The organism is Gilliamella sp. wkB108 (genome assembly GCF_001690195.1).
In the GTDB taxonomy this organism is placed as follows: Bacteria; Pseudomonadota; Gammaproteobacteria; order Enterobacterales; family Orbaceae; genus Gilliamella; species Gilliamella apicola_L.
The window spans coordinates 15866-42697 of sequence record NZ_LZGM01000016.1 but is presented as its reverse complement, the minus strand read 5'-3'; the positions used below and the strand labels follow the sequence as shown (position 1 = coordinate 42697).

General features: G+C 34.9%; 24 protein-coding genes. 6 read left to right on the top strand and 18 right to left on the bottom strand.

Annotated features, from left to right (window positions below):
• Positions 1–16 precede the first annotated feature (16 nt).
• The gene (locus tag A9G11_RS02185; protein WP_065617903.1) at positions 17–1486 is read right to left on the bottom strand and encodes a glycoside hydrolase family 32 protein; all 1470 of its coding nucleotides are present in this window, start codon (positions 1484–1486) and stop codon (positions 17–19) included.
• Positions 1487–1814: 328 nt separating this feature from the next.
• On the opposite strand from A9G11_RS02185, the gene A9G11_RS02180 reads away from it, so the two are divergent.
• Together A9G11_RS02180 and A9G11_RS02175 are read left to right on the top strand one after the other, a co-directional pair.
• Entirely contained in the window at positions 1815–2774 is a 960-nt protein-coding gene (locus A9G11_RS02180; protein ID WP_065617902.1) for an aminoimidazole riboside kinase, read from the top strand.
• A gap of 1 nt (position 2775) precedes the next feature.
• Positions 2776–3342, top strand: coding sequence for a sugar O-acetyltransferase (locus A9G11_RS02175; RefSeq protein ID WP_218056019.1), 567 nt, complete (start codon positions 2776–2778; stop codon positions 3340–3342).
• A 21-nt stretch (positions 3343–3363) separates the two neighbouring features.
• On the opposite strand, the gene ispC is transcribed toward A9G11_RS02175, so the two are convergent.
• The 14 genes from ispC to miaB form a co-directional block, all read right to left on the bottom strand.
• Positions 3364–4542 (bottom strand): 1-deoxy-D-xylulose-5-phosphate reductoisomerase, encoded by a 1179-nt coding sequence (ispC, locus tag A9G11_RS02170; RefSeq protein WP_065617900.1) that lies wholly within the window; start codon positions 4540–4542, stop codon positions 3364–3366.
• A 2-nt stretch (positions 4543–4544) separates the two neighbouring features.
• The gene (gene deoR / locus A9G11_RS02165) at positions 4545–5306 is read right to left on the bottom strand and encodes a DNA-binding transcriptional repressor DeoR (RefSeq protein WP_065617899.1); all 762 of its coding nucleotides are present in this window, start codon (positions 5304–5306) and stop codon (positions 4545–4547) included.
• Positions 5307–5361: 55 nt separating this feature from the next.
• Positions 5362–6027, bottom strand: a complete 666-nt coding sequence (gene deoC / locus A9G11_RS02160) for a deoxyribose-phosphate aldolase (RefSeq protein WP_065617898.1) — start codon at positions 6025–6027, stop codon at positions 5362–5364.
• A 167-nt stretch (positions 6028–6194) separates the two neighbouring features.
• Positions 6195–7265, bottom strand: a complete 1071-nt coding sequence (locus A9G11_RS02155; RefSeq protein ID WP_065617897.1) for a hypothetical protein — start codon at positions 7263–7265, stop codon at positions 6195–6197.
• Between the two features lie 91 nt (positions 7266–7356).
• Positions 7357–7914, bottom strand: a complete 558-nt coding sequence (gene frr / locus A9G11_RS02150) for a ribosome recycling factor (protein ID WP_065617896.1) — start codon at positions 7912–7914, stop codon at positions 7357–7359.
• A gap of 30 nt (positions 7915–7944) precedes the next feature.
• Positions 7945–8679 (bottom strand): UMP kinase, encoded by a 735-nt coding sequence (gene pyrH / locus A9G11_RS02145; RefSeq protein WP_065617895.1) that lies wholly within the window; start codon positions 8677–8679, stop codon positions 7945–7947.
• Between the two features lie 120 nt (positions 8680–8799).
• Positions 8800–9660, bottom strand: a complete 861-nt coding sequence (tsf, locus tag A9G11_RS02140) for a translation elongation factor Ts (RefSeq protein WP_065617894.1) — start codon at positions 9658–9660, stop codon at positions 8800–8802.
• 88 nt (positions 9661–9748) lie between these two features.
• Positions 9749–10486, bottom strand: coding sequence for a 30S ribosomal protein S2 (gene rpsB, locus A9G11_RS02135; RefSeq protein ID WP_065617893.1), 738 nt, complete (start codon positions 10484–10486; stop codon positions 9749–9751).
• Positions 10487–10912: 426 nt separating this feature from the next.
• Positions 10913–12094 (bottom strand): serine hydrolase, encoded by a 1182-nt coding sequence (locus tag A9G11_RS02130; protein ID WP_065617892.1) that lies wholly within the window; start codon positions 12092–12094, stop codon positions 10913–10915.
• A gap of 14 nt (positions 12095–12108) precedes the next feature.
• Complete coding sequence (mrdB, locus tag A9G11_RS02125; RefSeq protein WP_065617891.1) at positions 12109–13218, bottom strand: peptidoglycan glycosyltransferase MrdB; 1110 nt, start codon at positions 13216–13218, stop codon at positions 12109–12111.
• Positions 13218–15098, bottom strand: a complete 1881-nt coding sequence (gene mrdA / locus A9G11_RS02120) for a penicillin-binding protein 2 (RefSeq protein WP_218056014.1) — start codon at positions 15096–15098, stop codon at positions 13218–13220. The genes mrdB and mrdA overlap by 1 nt, the downstream gene beginning before the upstream one ends.
• Before the next feature lie 78 nt (positions 15099–15176).
• On the bottom strand, positions 15177–16208 hold the full coding sequence (locus A9G11_RS02115; RefSeq protein WP_065617974.1) for a PhoH family protein: 1032 nt from the start codon (positions 16206–16208) through the stop codon (positions 15177–15179).
• Between the two features lie 25 nt (positions 16209–16233).
• On the bottom strand, positions 16234–16713 hold the full coding sequence (locus A9G11_RS02110; RefSeq protein ID WP_065617889.1) for a zinc-ribbon domain-containing protein: 480 nt from the start codon (positions 16711–16713) through the stop codon (positions 16234–16236).
• A 74-nt stretch (positions 16714–16787) separates the two neighbouring features.
• A complete protein-coding gene (gene miaB / locus A9G11_RS02105) occupies positions 16788–18215 on the bottom strand; it encodes a tRNA (N6-isopentenyl adenosine(37)-C2)-methylthiotransferase MiaB (RefSeq protein WP_065617888.1) in 1428 nt (475 codons plus the stop codon).
• Between the two features lie 389 nt (positions 18216–18604).
• Here miaB and A9G11_RS02100 point away from each other — a divergent pair, with 389 nt between their 5' ends.
• On the top strand, positions 18605–19837 hold the full coding sequence (locus tag A9G11_RS02100; protein ID WP_065617887.1) for an N-acetylmuramoyl-L-alanine amidase: 1233 nt from the start codon (positions 18605–18607) through the stop codon (positions 19835–19837).
• Positions 19838–19881: 44 nt separating this feature from the next.
• Here A9G11_RS02100 and rsmG read toward each other — a convergent pair whose 3' ends face one another.
• Positions 19882–20481, bottom strand: coding sequence for a 16S rRNA (guanine(527)-N(7))-methyltransferase RsmG (gene rsmG / locus A9G11_RS02095; RefSeq protein ID WP_065617886.1), 600 nt, complete (start codon positions 20479–20481; stop codon positions 19882–19884).
• Positions 20459–22351, bottom strand: a complete 1893-nt coding sequence (gene mnmG, locus A9G11_RS02090) for a tRNA uridine-5-carboxymethylaminomethyl(34) synthesis enzyme MnmG (protein ID WP_065617885.1) — start codon at positions 22349–22351, stop codon at positions 20459–20461. The genes rsmG and mnmG overlap by 23 nt, the downstream gene beginning before the upstream one ends.
• 845 nt (positions 22352–23196) lie before the next feature.
• Here mnmG and hda point away from each other — a divergent pair.
• Together hda and A9G11_RS02080 are read left to right on the top strand one after the other, a co-directional pair.
• Complete coding sequence (gene hda / locus A9G11_RS02085) at positions 23197–23880, top strand: DnaA inactivator Hda (RefSeq protein ID WP_065617884.1); 684 nt, start codon at positions 23197–23199, stop codon at positions 23878–23880.
• Between the two features lies 1 nt (position 23881).
• Positions 23882–24661, top strand: a complete 780-nt coding sequence (locus A9G11_RS02080; protein ID WP_065617883.1) for a Cof-type HAD-IIB family hydrolase — start codon at positions 23882–23884, stop codon at positions 24659–24661.
• Positions 24662–24770: 109 nt separating this feature from the next.
• On the opposite strand, the gene A9G11_RS02075 is transcribed toward A9G11_RS02080, so the two are convergent.
• A complete protein-coding gene (locus A9G11_RS02075; protein ID WP_065617882.1) occupies positions 24771–25406 on the bottom strand; it encodes an RpiB/LacA/LacB family sugar-phosphate isomerase in 636 nt (211 codons plus the stop codon).
• Between the two features lie 240 nt (positions 25407–25646).
• On the opposite strand from A9G11_RS02075, the gene A9G11_RS02070 reads away from it, so the two are divergent.
• Positions 25647–26816, top strand: a complete 1170-nt coding sequence (locus A9G11_RS02070) for an oligogalacturonate lyase family protein (protein WP_065617881.1) — start codon at positions 25647–25649, stop codon at positions 26814–26816.
• Positions 26817–26832 lie beyond the last annotated feature (16 nt).

Below are 26832 nucleotides of genomic sequence, written 5' to 3'. Positions count from 1 at the left end.
TGAGGTCAAATATCCATTATTGGTAAATTGATTTTAATTGCCAACTGTCTAATTTGGTGATTTTAGCGGTTCCATTTTCTGCAAAGAGATTAACCATACGTCTGGCTGGTAATTTCGGATAAATACGGCTCGAAAAGCTATATAAACCCCGATTTACAAATACCTCAACCGAAGATGCATCGACAAAAATATGCAAAGTTAATGTCTTGGTTTTAGGCAATGGTACAGTTCGATAACCTTTTAATTCAAGACCTGATAAACTACGATCAAGTACAAGCCGATTTGATTGTAAATCAACATACAAGAGTGTTGCTTGTTTACCATCTTTCGTTGCAGAGAGTTGTAAACCAAAACGTTCAGCATTACTTTGTGATAAATCAATTTCTACTTCAAGCTCACAGCTAATTGATTCGATATCAGTGTTTTTTAGTTGGTCTTTTACAACTATATCTGTTAATGATTTTGGTTTTTCACGTAACATTTCTAGTTCTTTAATTGGACGATTACGAACTTTATTGTTGCGATCTAAAATTAATTCACGCGGTAAAGTAAGACTTCCCATCCATTTATCTTTTTTACTTGGCATTATAGATTCCCACATATCCATCCAAGCAAACATAATACGTCGGCCATCAGCAGCTAGAAAAGATTGTGGTGCATAAAAATCATGACCAAAATCCATTTCCTGAAAAGGTTTAATAATTGAAAATTGTTGTCCTGGTTGCCAGTTACCAACAATATAGCCAGATTGATATAAATTACGATACTGATAACCTTTGGCTTGCATACCTTGTGGAGAGAACATCAATACCCATTTATCACCCAGAGGGAAAAAGTCAGGACATTCAAGCATATAAACATTAGGATCAATATTACTTATTAGAACGTGATCTAATGTCCAACTTCTTAAATCATCAGAACGATACAGTAAAATTTGTCCAATATCGTCAAGATCGCGTTGTCCAACAACCATCCACCATTGGCCGTCTTGTTGCCAAACTTTAGGATCACGAAAATGCATAATACCGTCATTTGGTTTTATGATAGTACCTTGTTTTTCAAAATGAATCCCATCTTTACTGGTAGCAAGACATTGAGTTTGGCGAATTTTTTCTTGTTTGCCTTGGCCTTCTAACCAAATATGGCCGGTATAAATTAAACTTAATTCGCCATTGTTATCTACAGCTGATCCAGAAAAACAGCCACTTTTATCACATGGTTGATCGGGTGCTAAAGCAATTGGTAACCTACGCCATGTGACTAAGTCATCGCTTATCGCATGTCCCCAATGCATTGGCCCCCAGTTTTCATCATAAGGATGATGTTGATAAAAAACATGATATTGCCCTTTAAAATAGATAAGACCATTAGGATCATTCATCCAACCAGATAATGGTGCTAGATGAAAATGAGGATAGTATTGTTTGTTAGTGATTTTTTCTAATTCTTGAACAGCTTGATTAGCTTTCTTGATTGCAGTAGACATAAAAACCCCTTTTTTATTCTATTTAATAACCATATGTTTACATATTACCTCAAACATATTGTTAACGTTAACTGTTAATGAAATTAGAGATAAAATATGTGATGATAGTCACATATTTTTAACGTTAACAATGAATTTTTTTTTAAATAATTTAGTCTGTAGTAATATTTATATTTGTGTCCCACTTTGCTTGCTTTTAGATCACTGATTGAATAAATAGTGATTAATAAGATAACAAGATAATTTTTGGCAAGGTTTAGTTAGGTTGGTTTGCCCATTTATATTAAACCTGTGTACTGCTATCACTAACTTTAAATTGAGTAATAACATGAATAATACTAAAGTTTGGTCTCTTGGAGATGCTGTCATTGATTTATTACCTTTTGGTAATATGAATTATCAAGCCTGTGCAGGTGGTGCGCCGGCTAATGTTGCTATTGGTGTAGCGAAATTAGGTTTGCCTTCGGCATTTATTGGTCGAGTTGGTAACGATCCCTTTGGTCATTTTATGGAAAAGACATTCTGTGAATATCATGTTGATTGTCAAAGTCTTGAAAAAGATAAGCACCATAGAACCAGTACGGTAGTTGTCGATTTAGGTGATAATGGCGAACGTAGTTTTACTTTTTTGGTTTCTCCTTCAGCCGATCAATTTTTATCAGAACAAGCTATTCCTGATTTTAACCAAGATATTCTACATTTCTGTTCTTTAGCCTTAGTTGGCCATACTTGTAGACAAACATTAAAGTCTGCAATTGAAAAGCTTACCGCCAAAAAAGGGTTAATTAGTTTTGATGTCAACTTGCGTGAGCAGATGTGGACAGATAAAAATGAAATGCGCATTATAATTAACCAATTTTGCCATGATGCCGACATATTAAAACTTTCGGACGATGAGCTTTTTTGGTTAACTGAATGTAATGATTGGGATAATGCGTTACAAAAATTACAGCAACATTATCATGCACCATTGAAATTAGTGACTAAAGGTAAAGATGGCAGTATTGTTTTATGGCAAGGAAAAACCTTTTCTTTTGATGCTTTTCAAGTAAATAGTGTTGATACTACAGGTGCTGGAGATGCTTTTGTCGCAGGTTTATTAAGTAGTATTGCTTCATCTGGTATGCCTGAAGATAAATTGATGTTAGAAAGTATGATGACCATTGCTAGCGCATGTGGAGCTTTAGCCACTACCAAAAAAGGTGCGCTCACTGCATTACCTGATAGTGCTTTTTTACAATCTTTTATCAGTGATAATCCAACTTTATCAGCCAAACAGGTAAGTTAATATTATGATAGAAAAAGAAAAAATGTTAGCTGGTCTTCTTTATGATCCAGGTAGAGATAGTTTATTAGCAAACGAACGGCTTCATGCTCTAGATCTGTGCTTTCAATTAAATCATTTATCACCTATTGAAACGGAGAAACGAAAACAACTATTTATTGCGCTATTGGGTAAAACAGCGCAACAATTTACCATTATGCCAGGTTTTCAGTGTGATTACGGCTACAATATTGAAATTGGCGAGAACTTCTTTGCTAATTACAACTGTATTATGTTAGATGCGGCTAAAATTACATTTGGTGATAATGTACTGGTTGCACCTAATTGTGGTTTTTATACATCAGGTCATCCACTTGAGAGTGAGATTCGTAATAGTGGACTTGAGTTTGCAAAACCCATTACCATTGGTAATAGTGTTTGGATAGGAGGGAATGTGATAGTACTTCCTGGTGTAACCATTGGCAATAATTCGGTGATCGCAGCTGGCAGCATTGTTGATCGTGATATTCCGGATAATGTTGTCGCCATGGGGAGTCCTTGTCGAACTTATAAGCAACTCCCTAATTTATAGCTATTACATTTAGTACTGCTATTACCTAGCATGGCACTGTGATCTTGCCCATTCATCTATAGCAAGCACATCTTCAATCGTCGACGGTTCGGGTAAATTAAGTTTATCCAACACCGTTGATACCTGTTTGGCTATATCCATAAACCCAATTTTATTCTGTAAAAAGGCGTCAACTGCAACTTCATTAGCCGCATTAAGTGCTGTTGTACTTGCTTGTCCTTGCTTTGATGCCTCAATCGCAAGTTTTAAACAAGGATAACGATTAAAATCCGGTTCGTTAAAGGTTAACGCCGAGATTTGGCTAAAATCTAATGGTGGTACACTCGATGATATTCGGTCAGGATAAGACATAGCATAAGCAATTGGCGTACACATATCAGGTACACCTAGCTCCGCAACTACACTTCCGTCTTTATAGCGTACCATAGAGTGAATAATTGATTGTGGATGAATAATTATTTCCATTTCGTCAATACTTGCATTAAATAGCCAACGAGCTTCGATATATTCAAGTCCTTTATTCATCATGGTTGCTGAATCTACTGAGATTTTTTTACCCATTGACCAATTAGGATGCTTAATAGCTTGTTCTGGAGTAACCAAAGCTAGTTCATTGATATCTAAATTCCGAAAAGGCCCACCCGATCCTGTTAGCACAATTTTAGTGATCCCATGTTCAGCTAATCTGGCAAAACCGAGATCTTGTTGGATACAAGCCGGTAAACTCTGAAAAATAGCATTGTGTTCACTATCAACTGGCAATAACTGTGCGCCATACTGTTTAACTGCTTGCATAAATAAGTGGCCACATGTCACTAGTGACTCTTTATTAGCGAGTAAAATACGTTTGCCTTTTTTAATAGCAGCAAGGGTCGGTTTTAATCCTGCGGCGCCTACAATAGCCGCCATAACATAATCGACTTCCGGTAATTGAGCTAAATCACAAATAGCTTGTTCGCCACTTGATACCTCAATATCTAAATTTAGATTAAGCAAATTAGACTTCAATGCAATTGCCGCTTGCTCATCAGCCATAGCCACATATTTAGGTTTAAATTCTTGGCATTGTTCGGTCATTTTGCTGATATTTTTACCACCAACTAATGCATAAACGTTAAATTGTGACGAATTTTGCCGAATAACCGCTAAAGTGCTACAACCAATTGATCCTGTTGAACCTAAAATTGTAATATTTTTCATAATTAATAAATTAAACCAATATTATTATCGTTAAAAAAAGAAAGATACTGGGAGCTTGGCGCTTTATCAGTAATAACTTGATAGAACCGATTAAGTTCCGCAATAAAAGCCGGCTTAACTTGGTTAAACTTAGTATGATCTGCGATTAAAATATTCTGACAAGATTTATCCAGCGCTTGGTGCTTCATACTGAGTTCATCAAAATCATAACAAGTAACGCCCTGTATAAGATCTATGCCAGCAGCCGAAATAAAAGCTTTATTAGGACAAACAAAATCTAATTGATTATGTGGGCTGATACTTGTAAAGATTGCATTATTGAGCTGATAGTGTCCGCCACATAAAATGATTTTACAATTGGGTTTATGTTGTAACGCTAAAAAGGCATTAAGTGAATAACAAATTGCTGTGAAAGATATCGCATCATTAATTGCATCAATAATAAAGGGTATGGTGGTACCACAATCAAAAAAAATCGTATCGTTTTCTTTAACTAATTGACTGACAAGTTTAGCTATGTAACGTTTTTCTTCAACCTGCTTATCTTGTTGATCACTGACAAAATATTGGGTAATTTGATTTTGAGATTGATTAACGATATAACCACCTAATACCATTAAAGGTGAAGGTTGATTGCTAATATCACGCCGTACCGTCATTTCTGAGACCGCTAACATTTGAGCGGCATCTTTTAAATGAATTTTATCGGTCGATTTTAGATACTCAATAAGTGTATTAACTCTTTTTTGAGGTTGTGTTTCCATTGCCATTCCATTAAACAGCAATAAGCTACTTTGCAGTAGCTTATGAAAGGATCAATTAATAGTTGCTTGATGAGGTTGAATTGCCTGAAACAATCGCAATGCCTGCACTTGCACCTAACCGTGTTGCACCTGCTTGAACCATTTTCTGAGCAGTTTGCTGATCGCGAATACCACCTGATGCTTTGACGCCCATTTTATCACCAACGGTATCTCGCATCAATTTCACATCTTCAACCGTTGCACCAGATACACTAAAGCCGGTAGAGGTTTTAACAAACGCTACACCGATTTCTTTGCAGATTGTACAAACTTTTACGATTTCTTCTTTAGTTAACAAACAAGTTTCTAAAATAACTTTCAATGGTACTGAACAACATGCTTTGAAAACAGCATCAATATCATTTTTAACGGCATTCCAATCATTGCTTTTGAGCCAACCGACATTGATAACCATATCGATTTCTTCAGCGCCCGCTTTAATCGCCATTTCAGTTTCAAATGCTTTTGCAGAAGTTAACATAGCACCAAGAGGAAAACCAACTACCGAACAAACCTTGACATCACTACCTTTTAATAAACTAGCGGCTAAAGGTACATAACCAGAATTCACACATACAGAATAAAAATGGTACTGCTTTGCTTCATCACATAGTTTCCGTATTTGAACTTCTGTCGCATTCATCGCCAGTAAAGTATGATCAATATACTTTGCATAATCCATAAGCTTTCCTCTAATTATAGTTAATAATGTTATAAAATTAACAAATATAGCGTTATAATGTTATTTTTATAACATTATATACTTAAACTATGATAATTAGAAACAAAACTAATTACCGAATATAGACAATTTAAACCAATAAGTACTAAATACAGAGCCTGTTACAATTAATCGTTTTTAAGTTTATCAACATTAATATCAACCGGTATGGTATAAATACGTTCAACCATTTCATCTGCCGAATTAAATACAATACTTGATATTTGACTGGTATCAAACAGTGAAATAATCATCACATGAGGTTCATCTGTACTAATAGCTTGAGTTTGCCAATCATCAAACTGATCTGAAAAATACGCTACAAATTGCTCATAATTAAAATTTGGATGGCGCCGCATTGCGTCATAAGTTGAATAAGGTAACGTTACCGAAGACCAATTTCCAGCAAAATAGTTATCACCATTATAAAATCCTAGTATGATATTTTTGTCTAAATCTTGCTTTGATAACTTAATATGAATACGATTACCTTCTAATGCAATTAATTCAATTTTGTTACCTAAAAAATTGTTTGTGTGGCCAATATCGCTTTTATTGAGTTTAAGAGATTGGTATGAGACAGGATAAGCAACGCGCAATTTAACCTTACCACTCAATTTATGATATGTAGCATGATCAATTAAAGCAAATCCGAACGATTGATTCGCACAAACTTGGTTATCTTTTGTGTCAGATAATGAACCAAATCTAAGCGATTTATCATCATTATTTAACTTTACAACCTCATGATTTTCATTAACTAATTGTTGATCAACTAAGTTAAACACCACATCATGTAAAATAGAAGGTTTATAACGTATTGAGTAATTTTTTTTATATTCATCTTGATCTATACCCCATAAAATACAACTACTAAAATCAACATGATCTAAATCGTTGGGTAATGATGATGTGGTATAACTGGTTGCTAAAATTGATTCACTTATTTGATCGAAGATCAACGATAAATCATGCTTGGAAACTAACTTATCTTTAGGATTGATACCTTTATCATTATTAGCGCCCAAATCAACTTTTTTCGAATTTGCTGTTAAATAAACATAATACTGATCTGCATATAATTGATTGGAATCATTAACTTCTTTTTGCGATTCTGATAAGACCATTAATGGTGGATATTGCTTATCATCACATCCAACCAATAAGAATATTAGGAAGGTAAATATCCATTTCTTCATGATTAACTAATTCCAAAAAACAGATCTTAAGGAGCAGATTATTTAAATAAAAAAAGCCTAGTTTTAACAACTAGGCTTTCAAAATAGAGGATTAAAATTCCATTAACTCTTTTTCTTTATCAGCTAAAGCAGCATCAAGCTTTTTAATCGCTGCATCTGTCACTTTTTGAATCAAATCTTGTGATTTACGTTCATCATCTTCGGAAATTTCTTTATCTTTTAGCAATGCTTTGATTTGGTCATTAGCATCACGACGAATATTACGAATTGATACGCGTCCTTGTTCCGCTTCATTACGTACGATTTTAGTTAAATCGCGGCGACGTTCTTCAGTCAACGGTGGCAATGGTACTCGAATTACAGTGCCAGCTGAGGCTGGATTTAATCCTAAATCCGAGGTTAAAATGGCTTTTTCGATAACAGGTGTAAGTGATTTATCAAATACGGTGATAGCTAGTGTTCTGGCATCTTCTGCAACCACATTGGCTAATTGGCGAAGCGGTGTAGGGCTACCATAATATTCCACCATTATACCGTCTAATAAACTTGGTGAAGCTCGACCCGTTCTGACTTTAGAAATATGAGTTTGAAACGCTTCGATACTTTTTTCCATGCGCACTTGCGCTTCTTTTTGAATCTCATTTAACATAATAAAAAACCTTATTTGAAATAAAGAAGACTAACAGCTTACTGTTGCCTGATTATTAATTAATGTCCCTTCTGGCTCACCTAAAATAACGCGACGTAATGCGCCTGGTTTATTCATATTAAACACACAAATTGGTAGATTATGATCACGAGCTAAAGTAAATGCGGCTAAATCCATCACTTTGAGTTCATCATCTAACACTTTTTCATAATTTAAGGTTTTATAAAGTGTTGCATTTGGATCTTTAACTGGATCGGCTGAATAAACACCATCAACTTTAGTCGCTTTTAAAACAGCATCTGCTTCAATTTCAATACCGCGCAAACAGGCCGCTGAATCGGTTGTAAAAAAAGGATTACCTGTTCCAGCTGAAAGGATAACCACTTTACCATGACGAAGCAAGCTAATTGCCTCTGTCCAACGATAATCATCACATACTCCATTTAATGGGATGGCAGACATTAATCGAGCATTAACTTCAATTCGATGCAAAGCATCACGCATAGCCAGTCCATTCATCACTGTTGCTAACATGCCCATATGATCGCCAACCACTCGATTCATTCCCGCTTTAGCAAGACCGGCACCACGAAATAGATTACCACCCCCAATAACAACAGCAACCTCAACATTCATTTCAATTAGTTCTTTAATTTCTTGAGCCATACGATCAAGAACAGTTGCATCAATACCAAAACCTTCATCGCCTTGCAATGCTTCACCGCTAAGTTTAAGAAGAATACGTTTGTAAAAAGGGGTTACCATATGAAGTCTCACTATTTCGTTATTTAATTGCCTAAACAGCTAGATTAACTAGCTGATAGTAATTTTAAAATATTTTGTAGATAAACAAAACCGCCTTTACGGCGGTTTTTTGTAAAACAATTAAGATTGTTTCGACATCGCAGCAACTTCGGCTGCAAAATCAACTTCGACTTTTTCGATACCTTCACCCACTTCGAAGCGGATAAATGTAGCAACAGTCGCTTTTTTCTCAGCTAATAAATCACCCACTGTTTTACTTGGATCCATAACAAATGGTTGACCTGTTAGTGATACTTCACCAGTGAATTTACGCATACGGCCTTCAACCATTTTTTCAGCGATTTCACGTGGTTTACCAGATTGCATAGCAATATCAATTTGAATTCTACGCTCATGTTCAACAACATCAGCAGGTACATCATTTGGTGTAACATATTCTGGTTTGCTTGCTGCAATATGCATTGCGATGTGTTTAACAAGTTCATCATCACAACCGCTATTAGCTGCAACTAAAACACCGATACGTGCGCCATGTTGGTAACCACCAACAATATCACCAGCGATTTCTTCAATACGACGAATACCGATATTTTCGCCAATTTTAGCAACAAGTGCTGTACGTTCTTCTTCGAATTTTGCTTGTAAAGTAGCAAGATCTTTAATATGGTCATTTAATGCTGTAGTTGCAACTTTTTCGCTAAATGCTAAGAAACCTGCATCTTTTGCAACAAAGTCTGTTTCACAGTTAATTTCTAAAATTACACCGGATTTTTTATCATCAGAAATTTTAGAAATAATTACACCTTCAGCTGCAACACGGCCAGCTTTTTTAGCCGCTTTTGCTTGACCTGATTTACGCATATTGTCGATAGCAAGATCGATATCACCATTTGCTTCAACTAATGCTTTTTTACATTCCATCATGCCTGCGCCAGTTCTTTCACGCAGTTCTTTTACCATAGAAGCGGTAACTTCAGCCATCTTTAAATCCTCTATTTAACCATTGTGATGATTTTCATAAGAATGGGTCGATCTTTTTATATGAACGACCCTGAAAATATTTGAGTTATTACTCAGCTGCTGGAGCTTCTTCAACAAAGCTATCTTCAGATACTGGAGATTGATTTTGTTCACGACCAGTGCGAACAGCTTCTGCAACCGCATTCACATATAATTGAATTGCACGAATTGCATCATCATTACCTGGTACGATGTAATCAATACCATCTGGATCTGAATTTGTATCAACAACAGCAATGACTGGAATACCTAAATTGTTAGCTTCTTTGATAGCAATATGTTCATGATCTGCACCAATCACAAAAATTACATCGGGTAAGCCACCCATATTTTTAATTCCACCCAAGCTATTTTCTAATTTAGCCATTTCACGAGAGCGCATTAACGCTTCTTTTTTGGTTAATTTATCAAATGTACCATCACTAGCTTGTGTTTCTAAATCTTTTAAACGTTTGATTGATTGACGAACGGTTTTCCAGTTAGTCAACATACCACCTAACCAACGGTGATTAACGTAATATTGTCCACAGCTTTCAGCTGCTTGCTTAATTGCTTCACTCGCTGCGCGTTTTGTACCAACAAATAAAATTTTGCCTTTACGAGCAGCAATTTTATTTAATTCAGCTAAAGCTTCGTTGAACATTGGAACTGTTTTTTCAAGATTAATGATATGAACTTTATTACGAGCACCAAAAATAAATGGTTTCATTTTTGGGTTCCAATAACGGGTTTGGTGTCCAAAGTGTACACCAGCTTGTAGCATATCGCGCATAGATACTGTAGTCATGATTTCCTCATTTTGACGTTGGGGTTATGCCTCCACATATCCGCTTTTACCGACCTTGTTACTATTAAGCAAAAGGCACCCCGGAAAAGAGTGATGATATGTGTGTGTTATAACGTTAATTAATAATTAAATTATATTGTTATTTCTAAAAATAACGCGCGTTTTATATCATATTTTGTTAAAAATTACTAGTTCTATTTATATTTATGCTATTTTAAGTATAAAAAGAGTCATTTTTATGATAATAGAGTGATGAGATAATAGTGTAAGTGAGCTAAAAGAGGTCTGTTTTATATTAAAACGTATAGCTAACCTGAAACATCTTTACAATTTAATTAACTTTTTCTGAAATGGAATGTAGATAATTTTTAGAGTAAAAACTACAGTTACGTTATTTCACTTATAGTAACTGTAGTCATGATTTAATTAATGAAATAGTTTATAGAACTGTAAGCCGATCCAATCCCAAATACCACCAAAGAATCCTGTCTCTTCAACATCTTGTAGAGCAACTAAAGGTTGTTCATTAATAATTTTACCATCGAGTAAAAATTGCATTTTACCAACAGCAGTACCTTTAGTAATAGGTGCATAAATATAGTTGTCGATAGTATATTGAACTTGTACATCCGCTGAACGACCTTTTGGTACCGTTACATAAGCACCATTAATTGCACCTAATTGGATTTTATTTTCATCACCATACCAAATTGATTCTGTGGTGAGTGGGGTTCCCTCTTTAACCGGATTGGCAGTTTCAAAAAAGCGGAATCCCCAAACTAATAATTTTTTACTCTCTTCTTCACGACCTTTGAAGGTTCTTCCTCCAAGAACCACTGAAATTAAACGGGTATTACCATCAACAGCAGAGGCAACTAAATTATAACCAGCCGCGTTAGTATGACCTGTTTTAATGCCATCAACATTTAATGTGGTATCCCATAGCAAACCGTTACGATTTAACTGTGGTTTAGACAAGGTATAAGTAAACTCTTTTTCTTTGTAGATCGCATATTCAGTCGGTAAATCACGAATTAAGGCTTGTCCTAAAAAAGCCATATCTTTAGCCGTGGTATATTGTCCGGGTGCATCAAGTCCATGAACTGTTTCAAAATGGGTATGTTGTAAGCCAATTTTATTGGCATATTCATTCATAAGATTAACAAAGGCACCTTGACTACCTGCGACATGTTCAGCCATAGCAATACATGCATCATTACCGGATTGAATAATAATACCTTTATTCAGATCACTAACAGAAACCGTTTTACCTACTTCTAAAAACATCAATGATGATCCTTTTAAAACCGGATTGCCGGTTGCCCATGCATCTTTACTCACCGTTACCATATCATCATTTCTTATACGACCTGATTTCAAAGCTTGACCAACTACATAACTGGTCATCATTTTAGTTAAACTAGCGGGATCGCGTTGTTGTTCTGCTTTATATTGCGCTAAAATTTCGCCAGATTTGGCATCAATTAAGATATAAGATTCTGCATCTAATTGCGGAATTTCAGGTATAGGAAAATTGATTTCGGCCGATGCAGATGAACAAATTGCAAGGACTAACATTGCAACAGATAATTTTAATTTTTTTGTCATTTATTTAAATTCCGTTAAATATTTTTAGATAACATATACCGATGAGTGTGAATAGACATCATGATGCCAAAACCAGCCATTAACACTATTAAAGATGAGCCACCATAACTAATTAATGGTAATGGTACACCAACTACCGGCAAGATTCCACTGACCATGCCGATATTAATAAAGGCGTAAACAAAAAAGACTAAAACAAGTCCACCAGCCAATATTCTGCCGAATGTTGTTTGCGCCCGTGAAGCAATAATTAATCCTCTTGCTATAACGCAAAGGAAAAGGATCAGTAATACAATGGTGCCAACAAAACCAAACTCTTCAGCGATGACAGAAAATATAAAGTCAGTATGTCGTTCAGGTAAAAATTCCAATTGTGATTGCGTGCCACTTAACCAACCTTTACCCCAAATTCCACCTGATCCAATCGCTGTTTTTGACTGGATTATATGATAACCGGTACCAAGCGGATCGCGTTCAGGATTAAAGAGCGTCAAGATTCGCTCACGTTGGTAATCATGCATTAAAAAGAACCACATAATTGGTAAAAAAGCCGCAATTAAAATTATCGAAATAATAATAAATCGCCAGTGAATACCCGCTAAAAAGATGATGAATATTCCCGACATTACAATTAAAATCGCGGTACCTAAATCAGGTTGCATCGCAACAAGTAATGTAGGAACGCCAATAATAGCGAGTGTTTGTAATGTTGTTTTTAAAGGTGGTGGACATCCTTCACGGTTAATAAATTTCGCGACCATTAATGGCACTGCAATTTTGGCTATTTCAGAAGGTTGAAAGCGTAATACCCCTAAATCTAACCACCGTTGCGCACCTTTACTGGTGTAACCAAAAATATCTACCAATAATAAGACAATTATGCAAATTATATAAAGATAAGGCGCCCATTTTTCATAAGTTCTCGGTGAAAATTGTGCAAGAATAATCATGACAGAAAAACCTAAGAAGATCTGTATGACGCGCCTTTGCATCATGTCGATATCTTGGCCACTGGCACTCCACAGTATATAAAGACTATAGCCAAGCAATATAGCTACAAAAAGGAAAAAAAGTGGATCGAGATGTATCTTTTGCCAAAAAGATTGCTTGTTATTATTAATCATTAATCTTCATGTCCTGTATTGGGTGATGATGAATCGTCTAACTCGGTTGAGTCATTACCTAATAGGTAATAATCTAATATTTTGCGTGCTACCGCTCCACCATGTGAACTTCCGCCCCCACCATTTTCCAGTACGATTGCTAAAGCGATCGTTGGTTTATCATAAGGTGCATAGGCAATAAATAGGGCATGATCGCGTAAATGCTCAGGAATTTTATGCGCATTATAAACTTCATCTTCTTTCAAACTATATACTTGGGCGGTACCAGATTTACCTGCAGCTTGATATTTAGCATCCGCATAAACTTTTCTTGCTGTTCCTCGTGATCCAAACATCACTCTATGCATACCTTCTTTAGCTAAGGCCCAATAATTAGGATTAACACTGGTTAAACTATTGTCTTCTTCAAACTGATTTTGATTAACCTCTGGTTGATTTTGGTCAGACTTTAATATGTCGCTCTTTTTATATAATAAAAAATGTGGTGTATAAGTTTTACCATTATTGATTAAGATTGATAGTGCTTTAACCATTTGCATAGGCGTTGCTGTCCAGTAGCCTTGCCCAATACCAACAGGAATCGTATCACCTTGTAACCAAGGTTTTTTATGGCGTTTTAATTTCCATTCACGACTTGGCATTACCGCCCGCGTTTCTTCATTCGGTGAGATATCAATACCTGTACGTTCACCATAACCAAACTTATTCATCCAAAGACTTAAGCGATCTATCCCCATGTCGTAGGCTACTTGATAAAAGTAAGTATCAACTGACTCTTCAATTGCTTTTAATACATCAACACGACCATGTCCCCATTTTAACCAGTCACGATATCGTTTTTCTGTTCCGGGTAATTGCCACCAGCCGGGATCGTTAATTACACTTTTAGGACTAACAACTCCTTCACTTAGCGCAGCAATAGATATAAATGGTTTAACGGTTGATGCCGGAGGATAAGCACCTAGTAATACGCGATTAAACAAGGGTTTATCTGGATCATTTAGTAATGCGCTATATTTGGCACTAGAGATCCCTCCAACAAAAGGGTTAGAGTCATAACTAGGACTTGAAACTAAAGCTAAGATTTCACCATTATTAGGATTCAATGCAACTACAGCCGCTTTTCTTCCTTCTAAAAGTTGTTCAATATAGAGTTGTAATTTCAAATTGATAGATAAATAGATATCTTCACCAGCTTGAGGTGGGTGTTGATTGAGCTGACGGACAATACGTCCCCGACTATTTACTTCTACTTCTTCATAACCTGGATAACCATGCAGCACATCTTCATAATAACGTTCAATGCCCATTTTACCGATATTTTGCGTCGCAACATAATCACTGGTTTTATTTTCGTCATCTAAACGTTGTTTGTCCTGACTATTGATTTTAGAAATATAACCAAGAATGTGGGTCAGTGATGCACCAAAAGGGTAGTAACGATGCTGTATACCAACAATAGAAACAAACGGAAAACGATGTTGATCGACAACAAACCGGTCGATTTGCTTTTCAGTTAAATTATCTTTTAGTGGTACCGGGCGATGCGCTTTATAGTTGCGTCGTTCTTTTTGAAAATTTTCTATGTCTTCATCAGTTAAATCAACGATTTTTTTTAATTCATCAAACTGGTCATTTAGATTTTTAATTTTATCAGGAATGATATTAAGCTGATAAGTGATGTTGTTAATGGCCAATGCTGTACCATTACGATCATAAATCATACCGCGACTAGGTGGAATAGGAATGATTTCAATACGATTATTATTGGATTTGGTACTGTAATAGCTAAAATTGGAGATCTGGAGATCGGCTAAATTGGTGAGTAAAATTATCACCAATAAAATGATCACAACAAAGGCAAACAGCGCCCGACGCAAAAAAAGATTGGCCTCTTGTGAGTGGTCCCGAATTTCGGTTCTATTTTTATTACGTGCGATAGAAATAATAATACTCCTTTAGTTATTTCTTTCCGTAGGTTGTTGATTATGAAGTTGTTCTTGCTCTTCCCATTTTTCATAAGCATTGACAATTCTGGCAACCACCGGATGGCGTACTACATCTTCGCTATTGAAAAAATTGAAACTAATTTCATCTACTTGGCTCAATACTTCGATCGCGTGGCGCAAACCTGATTTTTGATGACGAGGTAGATCTATTTGCGTAATATCACCAGTTATTACCGCTTTAGAATTGAAACCAATACGAGTCAAAAACATTTTCATTTGTTCAATAGTAGTATTTTGGCTTTCATCGAGAATGATAAATGCATCATTAAGTGTGCGTCCGCGCATATAGGCTAGAGGAGCAACTTCAATGACACTTTTCTCGATAAGTTTTTCTACTTTTTCAAAACCGAGCATTTCAAATAATGCATCATAAAGTGGACGCAAATATGGATCGACTTTTTGACTTAAATCACCGGGTAGAAAGCCAAGTTTTTCACCTGCTTCAACCGCTGGTCGGGTTAACACAATGCGACGAATTTGCTGTTTTTCCAGCGCATCAACCGCAGCAGCAACGGCTAAATAAGTTTTACCCGTACCAGCAGGCCCAATACCAAATGAGATATCATAATCTAAAACATGGGCAATATATTGCGCTTGATTAGGTGTTCTTGGTTTTATTATACCTCGTTTGGTCTTAATCATTACTAACTTGCTACCATGCTGATCCACATAAGCAGGTAGATGTTCACTTGCTTTTTCCAGCGCACCTGACTCTTTAATGGCTAAATGGATCTGTTCAGGTTCAATATCTACGATTTTATCTTTTACTTTCGTTTGCTTATAAAGTGTTTGTAAAATTTCACCGGTTGCTTTAACACAAATAACATCACCTGTTATTGTAAATTGATTTCCACGATGATTAATTTCAATACCAAGACGACGTTCTATTTGTTTAAGGTTATCGTTATGAGGACCACAAAGGCTATTAAGTCTTTGATTATCTGCTGGTTCAAGCAATATTTCATGTTTCGTAATATTCAAAAATAAGTCCTCTAATAATTCATTTTTACTGACTAATACGTTGTCCACATAATGAACATTTTTCAACGCCTTTTAAAAAGTCCATATTACATTGATGACAAGTGACAATATTATTAGCCACAATATAATCAACTGCTTTTGTTGATTGATCTTGATCAAGTCCTTGTGCTTTTAATTTATTTATTAGCATTGAGATAGGTGTACCCGTTTTTAACTCTTGTTCAACATAAGAGGCTAATTGTTCTGCAAATGTTGGCGGTACATACTCTAAAACCTTTTCATTATATTCAGAATGACAATGATCACATTTGATGTATCTTCCTAATGTTTCATAACTGAAAATAGGAATAAAAAACAGAGTAAAATATTTAGCTACTTTTATTTGTGTATATTGTTGCTGTTTTTCATCAGTAACTGTATTTTGTTGAGAACAACATTTTGGGCAATTAAATTGCCCACTTTTTTCGTGAACTTCCCTTCCACGCGTTCCAAATATAATAAACATTATATTATCGTCCTTATATTTCATTGAATAAATTTTTTTTAATTTAAATTGTTAAATTCTTTACTACTCATTTCTTATGGGTGATAAATTCCTACGCCTAAATCATTTTCTTTACGTGTACGTGAAATAACAGACAATGGGGACTCACTGACGCGTAAATCCATTTCATCTTCTGTTCGCACAACTTTACCTCGTAGTGAATTAGGATAAACATCGGTTATTTCCACATCCACAAACTTACCAATCATATCAGGACGACCTTGGAAATTAACAATTCGATTATTTTCAGTTCGACCAGTTAATTCCATAATATCTTTTTTAGATGGTCCTTCAACTAAAATACGTTGTACTGTATTTAGCATACGACGACTAAATTGCATCGCTTGCTGATTAATGCGTTCTTGTAAAATATAAAGACGCTGTTTTTTCTCTTCTTCGGATACATTATCTTCCATTTCGGCTGCCGGCGTACCTGGGCGAGAAGAGTAAACAAAACTATAACTTAAATCGAAATTAACATCAGCAATGAGTTTCATGGTTTGTTCAAAATCTTCTTGCGTTTCACCCGGAAATCCAACAATAAAATCGGAACTAATTTGAATATCTGGTCGCACTTTACGTAATTTACGAATAATTGATTTGTATTCAATTGCCGTATGAGTACGTTTCATTAGATTCAACACACGATCTGATCCGCTTTGCACCGGCAAATGTAAAAAATTGACCAGTTCAGGGGTATCACGGTAAACATCGATAATATCATCAGTAAATTCAATAGGATGACTGGTGGTAAAACGAATACGATCAATACCATCAATAGCGGCAACTAAACGTAATAACTCAGCAAATGAACATATATCACCATCAAACGTTGGTCCACGATAAGCATTAACATTTTGACCAAGCAAGTTAACTTCTCGTACGCCTTGTTCAGCAAGTTGCGCTATTTCATAAATCACATCATCACAAGGCCTACTGACTTCTTCGCCTCGTGTATATGGCACAACGCAGTAAGTACAATATTTATTACATCCTTCCATAATCGATACAAATGCAGTTGGCCCTTCACTACGAGGCTCAGGAAGGCGATCGAATTTTTCAATTTCCGGAAAACTTACATCGACCACATGATTACCATTACCACTTCTTATTTGTTCGATCATTTCGGGTAAACGGTGGAAAGTTTGTGGTCCAAAAATAATATCAACAAAAGGAGCGCGTTTACGAATATGAGCGCCTTCTTGAGAAGCAACACAACCACCAACACCAATAATTATATTTGGGTTATGTTGTTTAAGGTTCTTCCAACGACCTAATTGATGAAAGACTTTCTCTTGGGCTTTTTCACGAATAGAACAAGTATTTAATAGTAAAATATCGGCTTCTTCTGCATCATCTGTTAAAGTTAACCCGTGGGTAGATAAAAGGAGATCTGCCATTTTATTAGAGTCATACTCATTCATTTGGCAGCCCCAAGTTTTGATATGTAGTTTCTTGCTCATCAATAACTCAGCTATATTTAATTGTTAAAATGAAAACGGCTTTAAATCCGCGATTTTAGCGAAATATATTGTAATCCTTTGTTAATGTAGGGTCTATAATAAAATATAAAATGATATTATAAAGTCTGTCACTTATATTACTTATGATGATTAATAATAATTTAACACTTTTTTCGTTTTTTTATGTATTAATTCAAAATGTTAGATTATAAACATCGATTACTATGACATGCTAAAATTTAGCAAACTATAAAATAGATGAATTATAATGAAAAATAAGCTATCTCTTTAACGAAAAAACACGTTATGATGAGAATCATTCTTTTTAACATCTTTTTATTTTATGGTATTATTCGCGCTTAATTCATATAACAAAAAAGTGTTTAGGTATGCCAAAAACATTTAGTCCAACAAAGCGCCTTTTAATTAAAGGTATTATTGCTACTTGTTTATTGTCAGTCTCTCGAATTGGCTTGGCTGCGCCAATGGCACAAATCGTCGCCGTTCGCGTTTGGCCGTCGTCAACCTATACCAGAATCACATTAGAATCGAACGTTAATCTTAGTTATAAACGTACTTTTCTAAGTAACCCTGAACGAATTGCCATTGATATTGACAATTTAAATTTAAATCCAACCTTAAAAACAATTTCATCAAAAGTCTTAAGCCGTGATCCTTATATAAAATCAATTCGTGTTCTTCAACGTGATCCCAAAACAGTTCGGATCATGATCGAATTAAAACAAGATGTACAGCCTAATATTTTTACATTAGCACCGGTTGCAGAATTTAAAGATCGTTTAGTCATCGATCTTTATCCTTCAAAACCAAATTCAGCTGATGATGATCCTTTATTAGCATTATTAGAAGAGTATAAAAAAGGGGATCTTAATAAAAAACAGGCAGAAATAAAAACGCCAACCAATAAAAAGAAGAATGCACCTATTATTGTTATGCTCGATCCCGGTCATGGTGGTGAAGATCCGGGCGCTATTGGTTATAAAAAGACCCGAGAAAAGGATATTGTGTTACAAATTGCACGTCGAACCTATAATCTGCTTAAGAAAGAACCTCAGATTAAAGTCTATATGACACGTAACGAAGACATATTTATCCCTTTGAAAGTACGCGTTGCCAAAGCACGATCTTTACATGCAGATCTTTTTATCTCTATCCATGCTGATGCATTTGCTAGTCGAGCAGTAAAAGGATCTTCGGTCTTTTCATTATCCACGCGTGGTGCGAGTAGTTCTGCTGCGAGCTACTTAGCACAAACCCAGAATGAAGCCGACCAAATAGGGGGCGTGAGCCGAAGCGGGGATAAGTATTTAGATAATACTATTTTAGATTTAGTGCAAAAAACAACACTAAGTAATGGTGTATTACTTGGCACAGCGATATTAAATCGTATGAAAGGTGTAAATAAATTACATAAGCCATCGATAGAAAAAGCTGGTTTTGCCGTATTAAAAGCTCCAGATATCCCGTCAGTATTAGTCGAAACAGCCTTTATCAGTAATATTGGTGAAGAACAAAAATTAAAGACTGTTTCATTCCAAAATCAAGTATCTAAAGCCATTGTTGACGGAATTAAGGATTACTTGAAAAAACGCAAAAATTAACATTGTAAAGATGTTTCAGGTTAACTATACGTTTCAGTATAAAATTACTGAATAATAACCAAACATCTTTGCGCATCTAGTTGTGGAACCGTTAGTTTGACGGTTTGTTTTAAGGTAAATCCTTCTGGGATCGGATCGAGATCATTCGCCTTTAAAGCATAAAAAGATCCTTGATCATTAGGAAGATGTTTACACCAATTAAGCATATCTTGCAAAGAGGCAAAAGCTCTACTTATAACACCGTCAAACTGTTTTTGTGTATACTCTTCAATACGACTTTGTATTGGATTTATATTGGGTAATTTTAATTCAAACTGAACCTGTTTCAAAAAACGAACTCTTTTACCTAAGCTATCAACCAAATCAAACTGCTTATCCGGATTAATAATAGCAAGTGGTATGCCAGGTAAACCTGGTCCGGTACCAACATCAATAAAGGTTTTACCGACTAAATAAGGTGAAACAACTAAACTATCCATAATGTGTTTTACTAGCATTTCATTAGGATCACGTACTGCGGTTAAGTTATACGCCTTATTCCATTTATCTAGCAAGGTGACATAGTGAATAAGCTGATCTTTTTGTTGTTCTGAGATCGAAAGATCAGTTTGATCGATTAAATTAGAGAGTTTCTTTCTTAACATAATTCTTCTTTTTCAAATAAACTAATAACATCGAAATAGCAGCTGGCGTAATACCTGATATACGTGAAGCTTGGCCAATAGAGACCGGTTTATGTTGTTTTAATTTCGCAACAACTTCATTAGATAAACCAGAAATTTCAGCATAATCAATATGATCTGGGATTAATGTTTCTTCATTACGTTTTTGACGTTCAATTTCTTCAATTTGTAACTTAATATAACCGTCATATTTGACTTGAATTTCAACCTGTTCGGCAGCTTGTTCATCGCTTAAGCCCGGTGCAAATAATGATAGTGATTTTAATGTTTGATAGTTCATTTCTGGACGTTTAAGTAACTCTTCACCATTCGCTTCTTTGGTCAAATTAGCGCTTAATACTGCATTAACTTCGTCAATTGATTCAATATGAGGATGAACCCAAATATCACGTAAACGCGCTCTTTCTTGTTCAATAGCATCAAATTTTTCATTAAAACGTCGCCAACGATAATCATCAACCATTCCAAGATTTCGACCTATCTCAGTTAAGCGAATATCTGCATTATCTTCACGAAGCATCAAACGATACTCAGCGCGTGAGGTAAACATTCGATAAGGTTCATTAGTACCAAGCGTACAAAGATCATCAACTAACACGCCTAAATAAGCTTGATCGCGCGTTGGATACCATTGATCTTGATCATAAACAAAACGAGCAGCGTTAAGACCGGCAAGCATACCTTGAGCTGCGGCTTCTTCATAACCGGTTGTACCATTGATTTGTCCTGCTAAAAAGAGTCCTTTTATAACTTTACTTTCAAGCGTTGGCTTAAGATCCCTAGGATCAAAGTAATCATATTCGATCGCATAGCCTGGTCTTACAATATTTGCGTTTTCAAGTCCTTTCATACTACGAACAAAAGCAAGCTGAGTATCAAAAGGTAAACTCGTTGAGATCCCATTAGGATAAATTTCATTACTATCTAATCCTTCAGGCTCTAAATAGATCTGATGTGAATTACGATCAGCAAAACGCATGATCTTATCTTCAATTGAAGGACAATATCTTGGACCAACGCCTTCAATAACACCAGTATACATCGGGCTACGATCTAAATTATTACGAATGATCTCATGCGTTGTTTCATTAGTGCTTGTGATATAACAAGGGATCTGTTGTGGGTGTTCACTTGCTTTACCTAAAAACGAAAATACAGGAACAGGATCATCACCATATTGTGTACCTAATTGTGAAAAATCAATGGTTCTGGCATCAATACGAGGTGGTGTTCCTGTTTTCAATCGACCCATTCTAAATGGATATTGGTGCAACGCTTTAGATAAGCCAATAGAAGCAGGATCGCCTGTTCTACCACCGCTGTAGTTATCAAGTCCGATATGGATCTTTCCGTCTAAAAAAGTACCGGTCGTTAAGACAACAGCTTTAGCTTTAAACGAAACGCCCATTTGAGTGGTTACACCGGTGATCTGATCGTTCTCAATGATCACATCTTCAACGGATTGTTGAAATAGCATTAAATTTTCTTGGTTTTCCAGTGCGGTTCTCACAGCTTTACGGTATAAAGATCGATCGGCTTGAGCGCGGGTTGCTCTAACTGCTGGCCCTTTGCTACTGTTTAAGATCCGAAATTGGATCCCTGCAAGATCAATAGCATGAGCCATTAATCCTCCCATAGCATCGATCTCTTTAACCAAATGTCCTTTACCTATACCACCTATTGCGGGGTTACAAGACATTTGACCTAATGTATTGATATTATGGGTTAAAAGTAGTGTTTTTCGCCCCATTCTTGCTGATGCCATTGCCGCTTCTGTTCCTGCATGACCGCCACCGACAATGATGACATCAAAAAGATCTGGATAAAACATAAAAAGCCTCGTTATTGTTTTGCATGTAAATGATCGTAATTTTAGACATGGTGATTTGGTTTAATTTAGCGTAAGGGATTTTACTCATCTTTTTGGTTACGTCAAATGATCTGTTTGGATCGCCAAATAAATTAAATAAGATCTTTTATGTGATCTTTTTATTTTTATTATTATTAGATCGGATCGTTTTTGTGTATAACTATATTTTATGATTATTTTATAGGATCTTATTTATCGGTGAATTCTGTTAATTGATCCGATCTTTTTTAAATTAAACCTGTTTATAAATAGCTAAGTTATCCACATGTGAATTCTAGTTCAAGGTTATTAATATGCTTATCACAAGTTATTATGGGGATTTATCACAGAGTTATCCACAAAAAATAAGTTTGATCGCTTAAAATTTATCTTTTATTGCTTATATTTTATGCTTATGTAAGTGACAATAAATCGATATGATGATCTATTTAAAGCGATTAGTTAAGTTGTGATCCAATTATTTCGCTGAAAAATAACCTACAATTATACGTACAATAACAGTAACAAAACTAAAGTTACGCAAGTAATAGAATAATCTTAAATCTGCTAAGAGAAATAGTTTAGGGTTAAAAAAAACAGTTTGTTTTACTGTGGAAGATAATGATGAGATCTTTATGTAGTTTTAAGTTATTTTACAATCAGGCTTTGCTATTATTTATGGACGTTTTGATCGGCATATAATTGTCTAAGAACCTAATTTTTTATAGTATCTTTTGATATCTTATCTCTTTTCTATAAAAGTGATTGATTTTTGTGAAAGCAAATTTATACTTAGTATGAATTTTTTTCTATTGTGAGGCTATTTTATTACTCTTTCGCAGCTACCTTTACCTTTTATATTACCTAGCAATGAGACTTTTGACAGTTTTTATGTGGGTGATAATCAGTTATTGTTTGATTCATTACAAACTTTACTTGATAAGGAAGGTTTTAACGTCTTTTATATGTGGTCGACTACTGCTGCGGGTCGAACTCATCTGTTGCATGCCTCCAGTCAAAATAAATTAGCTAGTTATATTCCTTTGAAACAACATTGTTATTTAGTACCTGAAATCTTACAAGGACTAGATAATTATGACTTAGTTTGCTTAGACGATATTGATGCTATTGCAGGATATCGTGAGTGGGAGGAAGCTATTTTTGATTTATTTAATCGTTTAACTGAGAAAAATATTACTAAATTATTGATTACTGCTAATGCACCACCTAAACAACTCTCATTTATGTTACCCGATTTAGTGTCTAGATTGACTTGGGGACAAGTTTATCAATTAAAAGAGTTAAGTGATGATGATAAGCTCAAGGCTTTGCAATTAAGGGCGCAATTGAGTGGATTTGAATTATCAACCGAAGTAGGACTATTTTTATTAAAACGTGTTAATCGTGATATGCGAACGCTGTTTTCATTATTAGAAAAATTTGAAGTGGCAACTTTAGCTCAACAACGTAAATTAACTATACCATTTATTAAACATATTTTGGATTTGTAAAATGAGTAAAAAACCGGAAGCTATCGTTTTTTTCGATTTAGATGGAACGCTGTTTAATAGCCAAATCGAAGTATTACCAAGTACACTTGAAGCTATAATAAAGCTAAAACATAATAATATTATTCCTGTTATTGCTACAGGTAGAACACCTTGTGAAGTTGCTAATTTAATGGAAAAAACACAGATTGATTCTATTATAGGCATGAATGGACAAGCAGTTTTATACGAAGGCGAAACAGTTTTTACTAATAATATAGATCAAGATGTCATTAATCGAATATATCAATTTTCTAAACAACAAATGAACATTCCTTTATCTTTTTATAATCATGAAAAGATGCGAGTGTCAGAACATGGTAAACCAGCGGAAGCTTTTTATCATTACCTTAAACAGCAAGTTCCACCTGTTGATGATCAGTTTTATTTAAAAGAATCTATACAGATGTTGCTATTATTATGTGAGGAAGGTGAATCACATTATCGGGAAATTTTTCCTGAATTAACCTTTATCCGTAATGCGCCTTATTGCGTTGATGTTTTTAATCATGGTGGATCTAAAGGTTTTGGTATTAATAAGTTATTACAAAATAAAGATTTTACCGATGTGCCTACTTATGCTTTTGGTGACGGAATGAATGATTTTGAGATGTTTTTAACTGTTGATCATCCTGTTGCTATGGGTAATGCGGTTGATGAATTAAAACAACAAGCTGAATTTATTACTGATACTAATAATAAAGATGGTATCGCCAAAGCATTACAGAAATTTGGTTTGATTTAAGTGTGCCGGCGAAATTAAAAAGATACTTTAATTTCGCCAAAAGTAGTGTGTCATTTCAAGATACAAATTTAAAAATGACACAAAAATACAGCAATCTAAAAAATGCTTATTAAGCTAAAACGCTTTTAATATAAGCGGTTAACTCTGCATCTTGGCTGTTTTCAAATAGGCATTTTTGGAAACGTTCACCTTTAATTGCATCTTTAAGTAAAGTTTGATCTATCGATTTTAATGACTCAATTAATGATTTTCCGGCTGCTTTTTTCATATCATTTAAGATAATCGCATTGGCATTTTGTGATTCACGGCGTTCTGGTGGATAACCTAAACCTTTTTCACCTTCGAATGCTTTTTCAAAAATATATCGAGCATTAAGTTCTCCTCCCCAACCATATCCTTTAGCAAAAGCTAATGCTAAAGCATTACCATTATTAACTTGTGCAAAAAGATAAGCATCAGTTGGATCTAAACAATATCCACAATTAACACCCGGAAACGCATTTAATGCCATTAATGCACCTTGTCCAGTACCACAACCAGAGATAACAAAGTCCACCGCTTTACTGTTTAACAAAATAGCACCAATAATACCTAAATGAACATAAGTTAATTTATTATCGTTGTCGCCATCCATCCCTACATTAAAAACAGTATGTCCATATTTGTTTGCCACACCTGTCAATTCATTTAAAATAATTGGGTTTTTAGCTGCTTGGCTAAATTCATTCATTAGTGCTATTTTCATAATTTACCTCTAACCTATTAAAAAGTAATAACAAATTACACAAAAATTGTTACTGTGTTGATATTCAAATTATTTCATTTTCATTATATGCTTACCAAAAAATATATCAATTTTTTTAATTAAAATAAAACGATGTTTTAATAAATTTATTGCAATGTGATGTTTGTCACAAAACGAGGATTATTTTTATATTACTATTTATTCATAAAAAAATAGGATCTTTTATATTCAGGAGTTTTTATGGCAAAAGGTAATATAGTACGATTATCGTTTTCATCGTTTATTGACGAAGATTCAAAGAATGAAATTATACGATTAACACCTGAAAATGTACTTTGTCATCGTAATTATTTCTATCAAAAATGTTTTACCAAAGATGGCAAAATATTGTTTGCAGGTGAATTTGATGTAAATCGTAACTATTATTTACTTGATATAGCAACCCAAACAGCTATGCAACTAACGGAAGATTCAGGTGATAATACTTTTGGCGGATTTTTATCCCCTGATGATAAATTTTTATATTATGTTAAAAATGAACGCAATTTACAGCAGGTAAATTTAGCCACATTGGAAGAAAAAAATATTTATACTGTTCCTGATGCTTGGGTAGGCTATGGAACTTGGGTGGCAAATAGTGATTGTACTCAAATTGTTGGGATTGAGATTGATAAAAAAGATTGGACGCCTCTTACCGATTGGACAATATTTAAAGCCTTTTATGACAAAAATCCACATTGTCGTTTAATTAACATTGATATTCAAACCGGAATAGCTAAAACAGTGATAGATCAAAACGTTTGGTTAGGTCACCCTATTTTTAGACCATTTGATGATAATACTATCGCTTTTTGCCATGAAGGTCCTCATGATTTAGTCGATGCCAGAATATGGTTAGTTGATAGTAATGGTGATAATGAACGTAAAGCGCACGATAATTTACCAGGAGAAAGTTGTACACATGAGTTTTGGGTTCCAAATGGATCAGGACTTGCTTATGTCTCTTATATGAAAGGACAACAAGAACGTTATATACGTCTTTATAATCCAGTAACAAATGAAGATAAAGAAATTATGGAGATGCCTGCTTGTTCACATTTAATGAGTAATTTTGATGGCTCACTGTATATTGGTGATGGAACAGGAAGTCCGGTTGATGTAATTGATACTAGTGGTTATAAAATTGAAAATGACCCTTGGTTATATATTTTGGCGCCTAAGACTAAAACAGCACATAAGCTAGTTAAACATAATAGTTCTTGGAAAGTTTTAGCAGGAGATCGTCAAGTGACTCATCCTCATCCTTCATTCTCTCCTGATAATCAATATGTTTTATACTCATGTGATGCACAAGATGTACCTGCGCTTTATCTAACCAAAGTACCTGTTAATATCTTAAAAGAAATGTGATAGATAATTTTCTGTC

Bases quoted from the DNA above. Each gene is read 5' to 3' on its own strand.
- A9G11_RS02185 (WP_065617903.1), bottom strand. From the start codon at position 1,486: ATGTCTACTGCAATCAAGAAAGCTAATCAAGCTGTTCAAGAATTAGAA.
- A9G11_RS02180 (WP_065617902.1), top strand. From the start codon at position 1,815: ATGAATAATACTAAAGTTTGGTCTCTTGGAGATGCTGTCATTGATTTA.
- ispC (WP_065617900.1), bottom strand. From the start codon at position 4,542: ATGAAAAATATTACAATTTTAGGTTCAACAGGATCAATTGGTTGTAGC.
- deoR (WP_065617899.1), bottom strand. From the start codon at position 5,306: ATGGAAACACAACCTCAAAAAAGAGTTAATACACTTATTGAGTATCTA.
- deoC (WP_065617898.1), bottom strand. From the start codon at position 6,027: ATGGATTATGCAAAGTATATTGATCATACTTTACTGGCGATGAATGCG.
- A9G11_RS02155 (WP_065617897.1), bottom strand. From the start codon at position 7,265: ATGAAGAAATGGATATTTACCTTCCTAATATTCTTATTGGTTGGATGT.
- frr (WP_065617896.1), bottom strand. From the start codon at position 7,914: ATGTTAAATGAGATTCAAAAAGAAGCGCAAGTGCGCATGGAAAAAAGT.
- pyrH (WP_065617895.1), bottom strand. From the start codon at position 8,679: ATGGTAACCCCTTTTTACAAACGTATTCTTCTTAAACTTAGCGGTGAA.
- tsf (WP_065617894.1), bottom strand. From the start codon at position 9,660: ATGGCTGAAGTTACCGCTTCTATGGTAAAAGAACTGCGTGAAAGAACT.
- rpsB (WP_065617893.1), bottom strand. From the start codon at position 10,486: ATGACTACAGTATCTATGCGCGATATGCTACAAGCTGGTGTACACTTT.
- A9G11_RS02130 (WP_065617892.1), bottom strand. From the start codon at position 12,094: ATGACAAAAAAATTAAAATTATCTGTTGCAATGTTAGTCCTTGCAATT.
- mrdB (WP_065617891.1), bottom strand. From the start codon at position 13,218: ATGATTAATAATAACAAGCAATCTTTTTGGCAAAAGATACATCTCGAT.
- A9G11_RS02110 (WP_065617889.1), bottom strand. From the start codon at position 16,713: ATGTTTATTATATTTGGAACGCGTGGAAGGGAAGTTCACGAAAAAAGT.
- miaB (WP_065617888.1), bottom strand. From the start codon at position 18,215: ATGAGCAAGAAACTACATATCAAAACTTGGGGCTGCCAAATGAATGAG.
- A9G11_RS02100 (WP_065617887.1), top strand. From the start codon at position 18,605: ATGCCAAAAACATTTAGTCCAACAAAGCGCCTTTTAATTAAAGGTATT.
- rsmG (WP_065617886.1), bottom strand. From the start codon at position 20,481: ATGTTAAGAAAGAAACTCTCTAATTTAATCGATCAAACTGATCTTTCG.
- mnmG (WP_065617885.1), bottom strand. From the start codon at position 22,351: ATGTTTTATCCAGATCTTTTTGATGTCATCATTGTCGGTGGCGGTCAT.
- A9G11_RS02080 (WP_065617883.1), top strand. From the start codon at position 23,882: ATGAGTAAAAAACCGGAAGCTATCGTTTTTTTCGATTTAGATGGAACG.
- A9G11_RS02075 (WP_065617882.1), bottom strand. From the start codon at position 25,406: ATGAAAATAGCACTAATGAATGAATTTAGCCAAGCAGCTAAAAACCCA.
- A9G11_RS02070 (WP_065617881.1), top strand. From the start codon at position 25,647: ATGGCAAAAGGTAATATAGTACGATTATCGTTTTCATCGTTTATTGAC.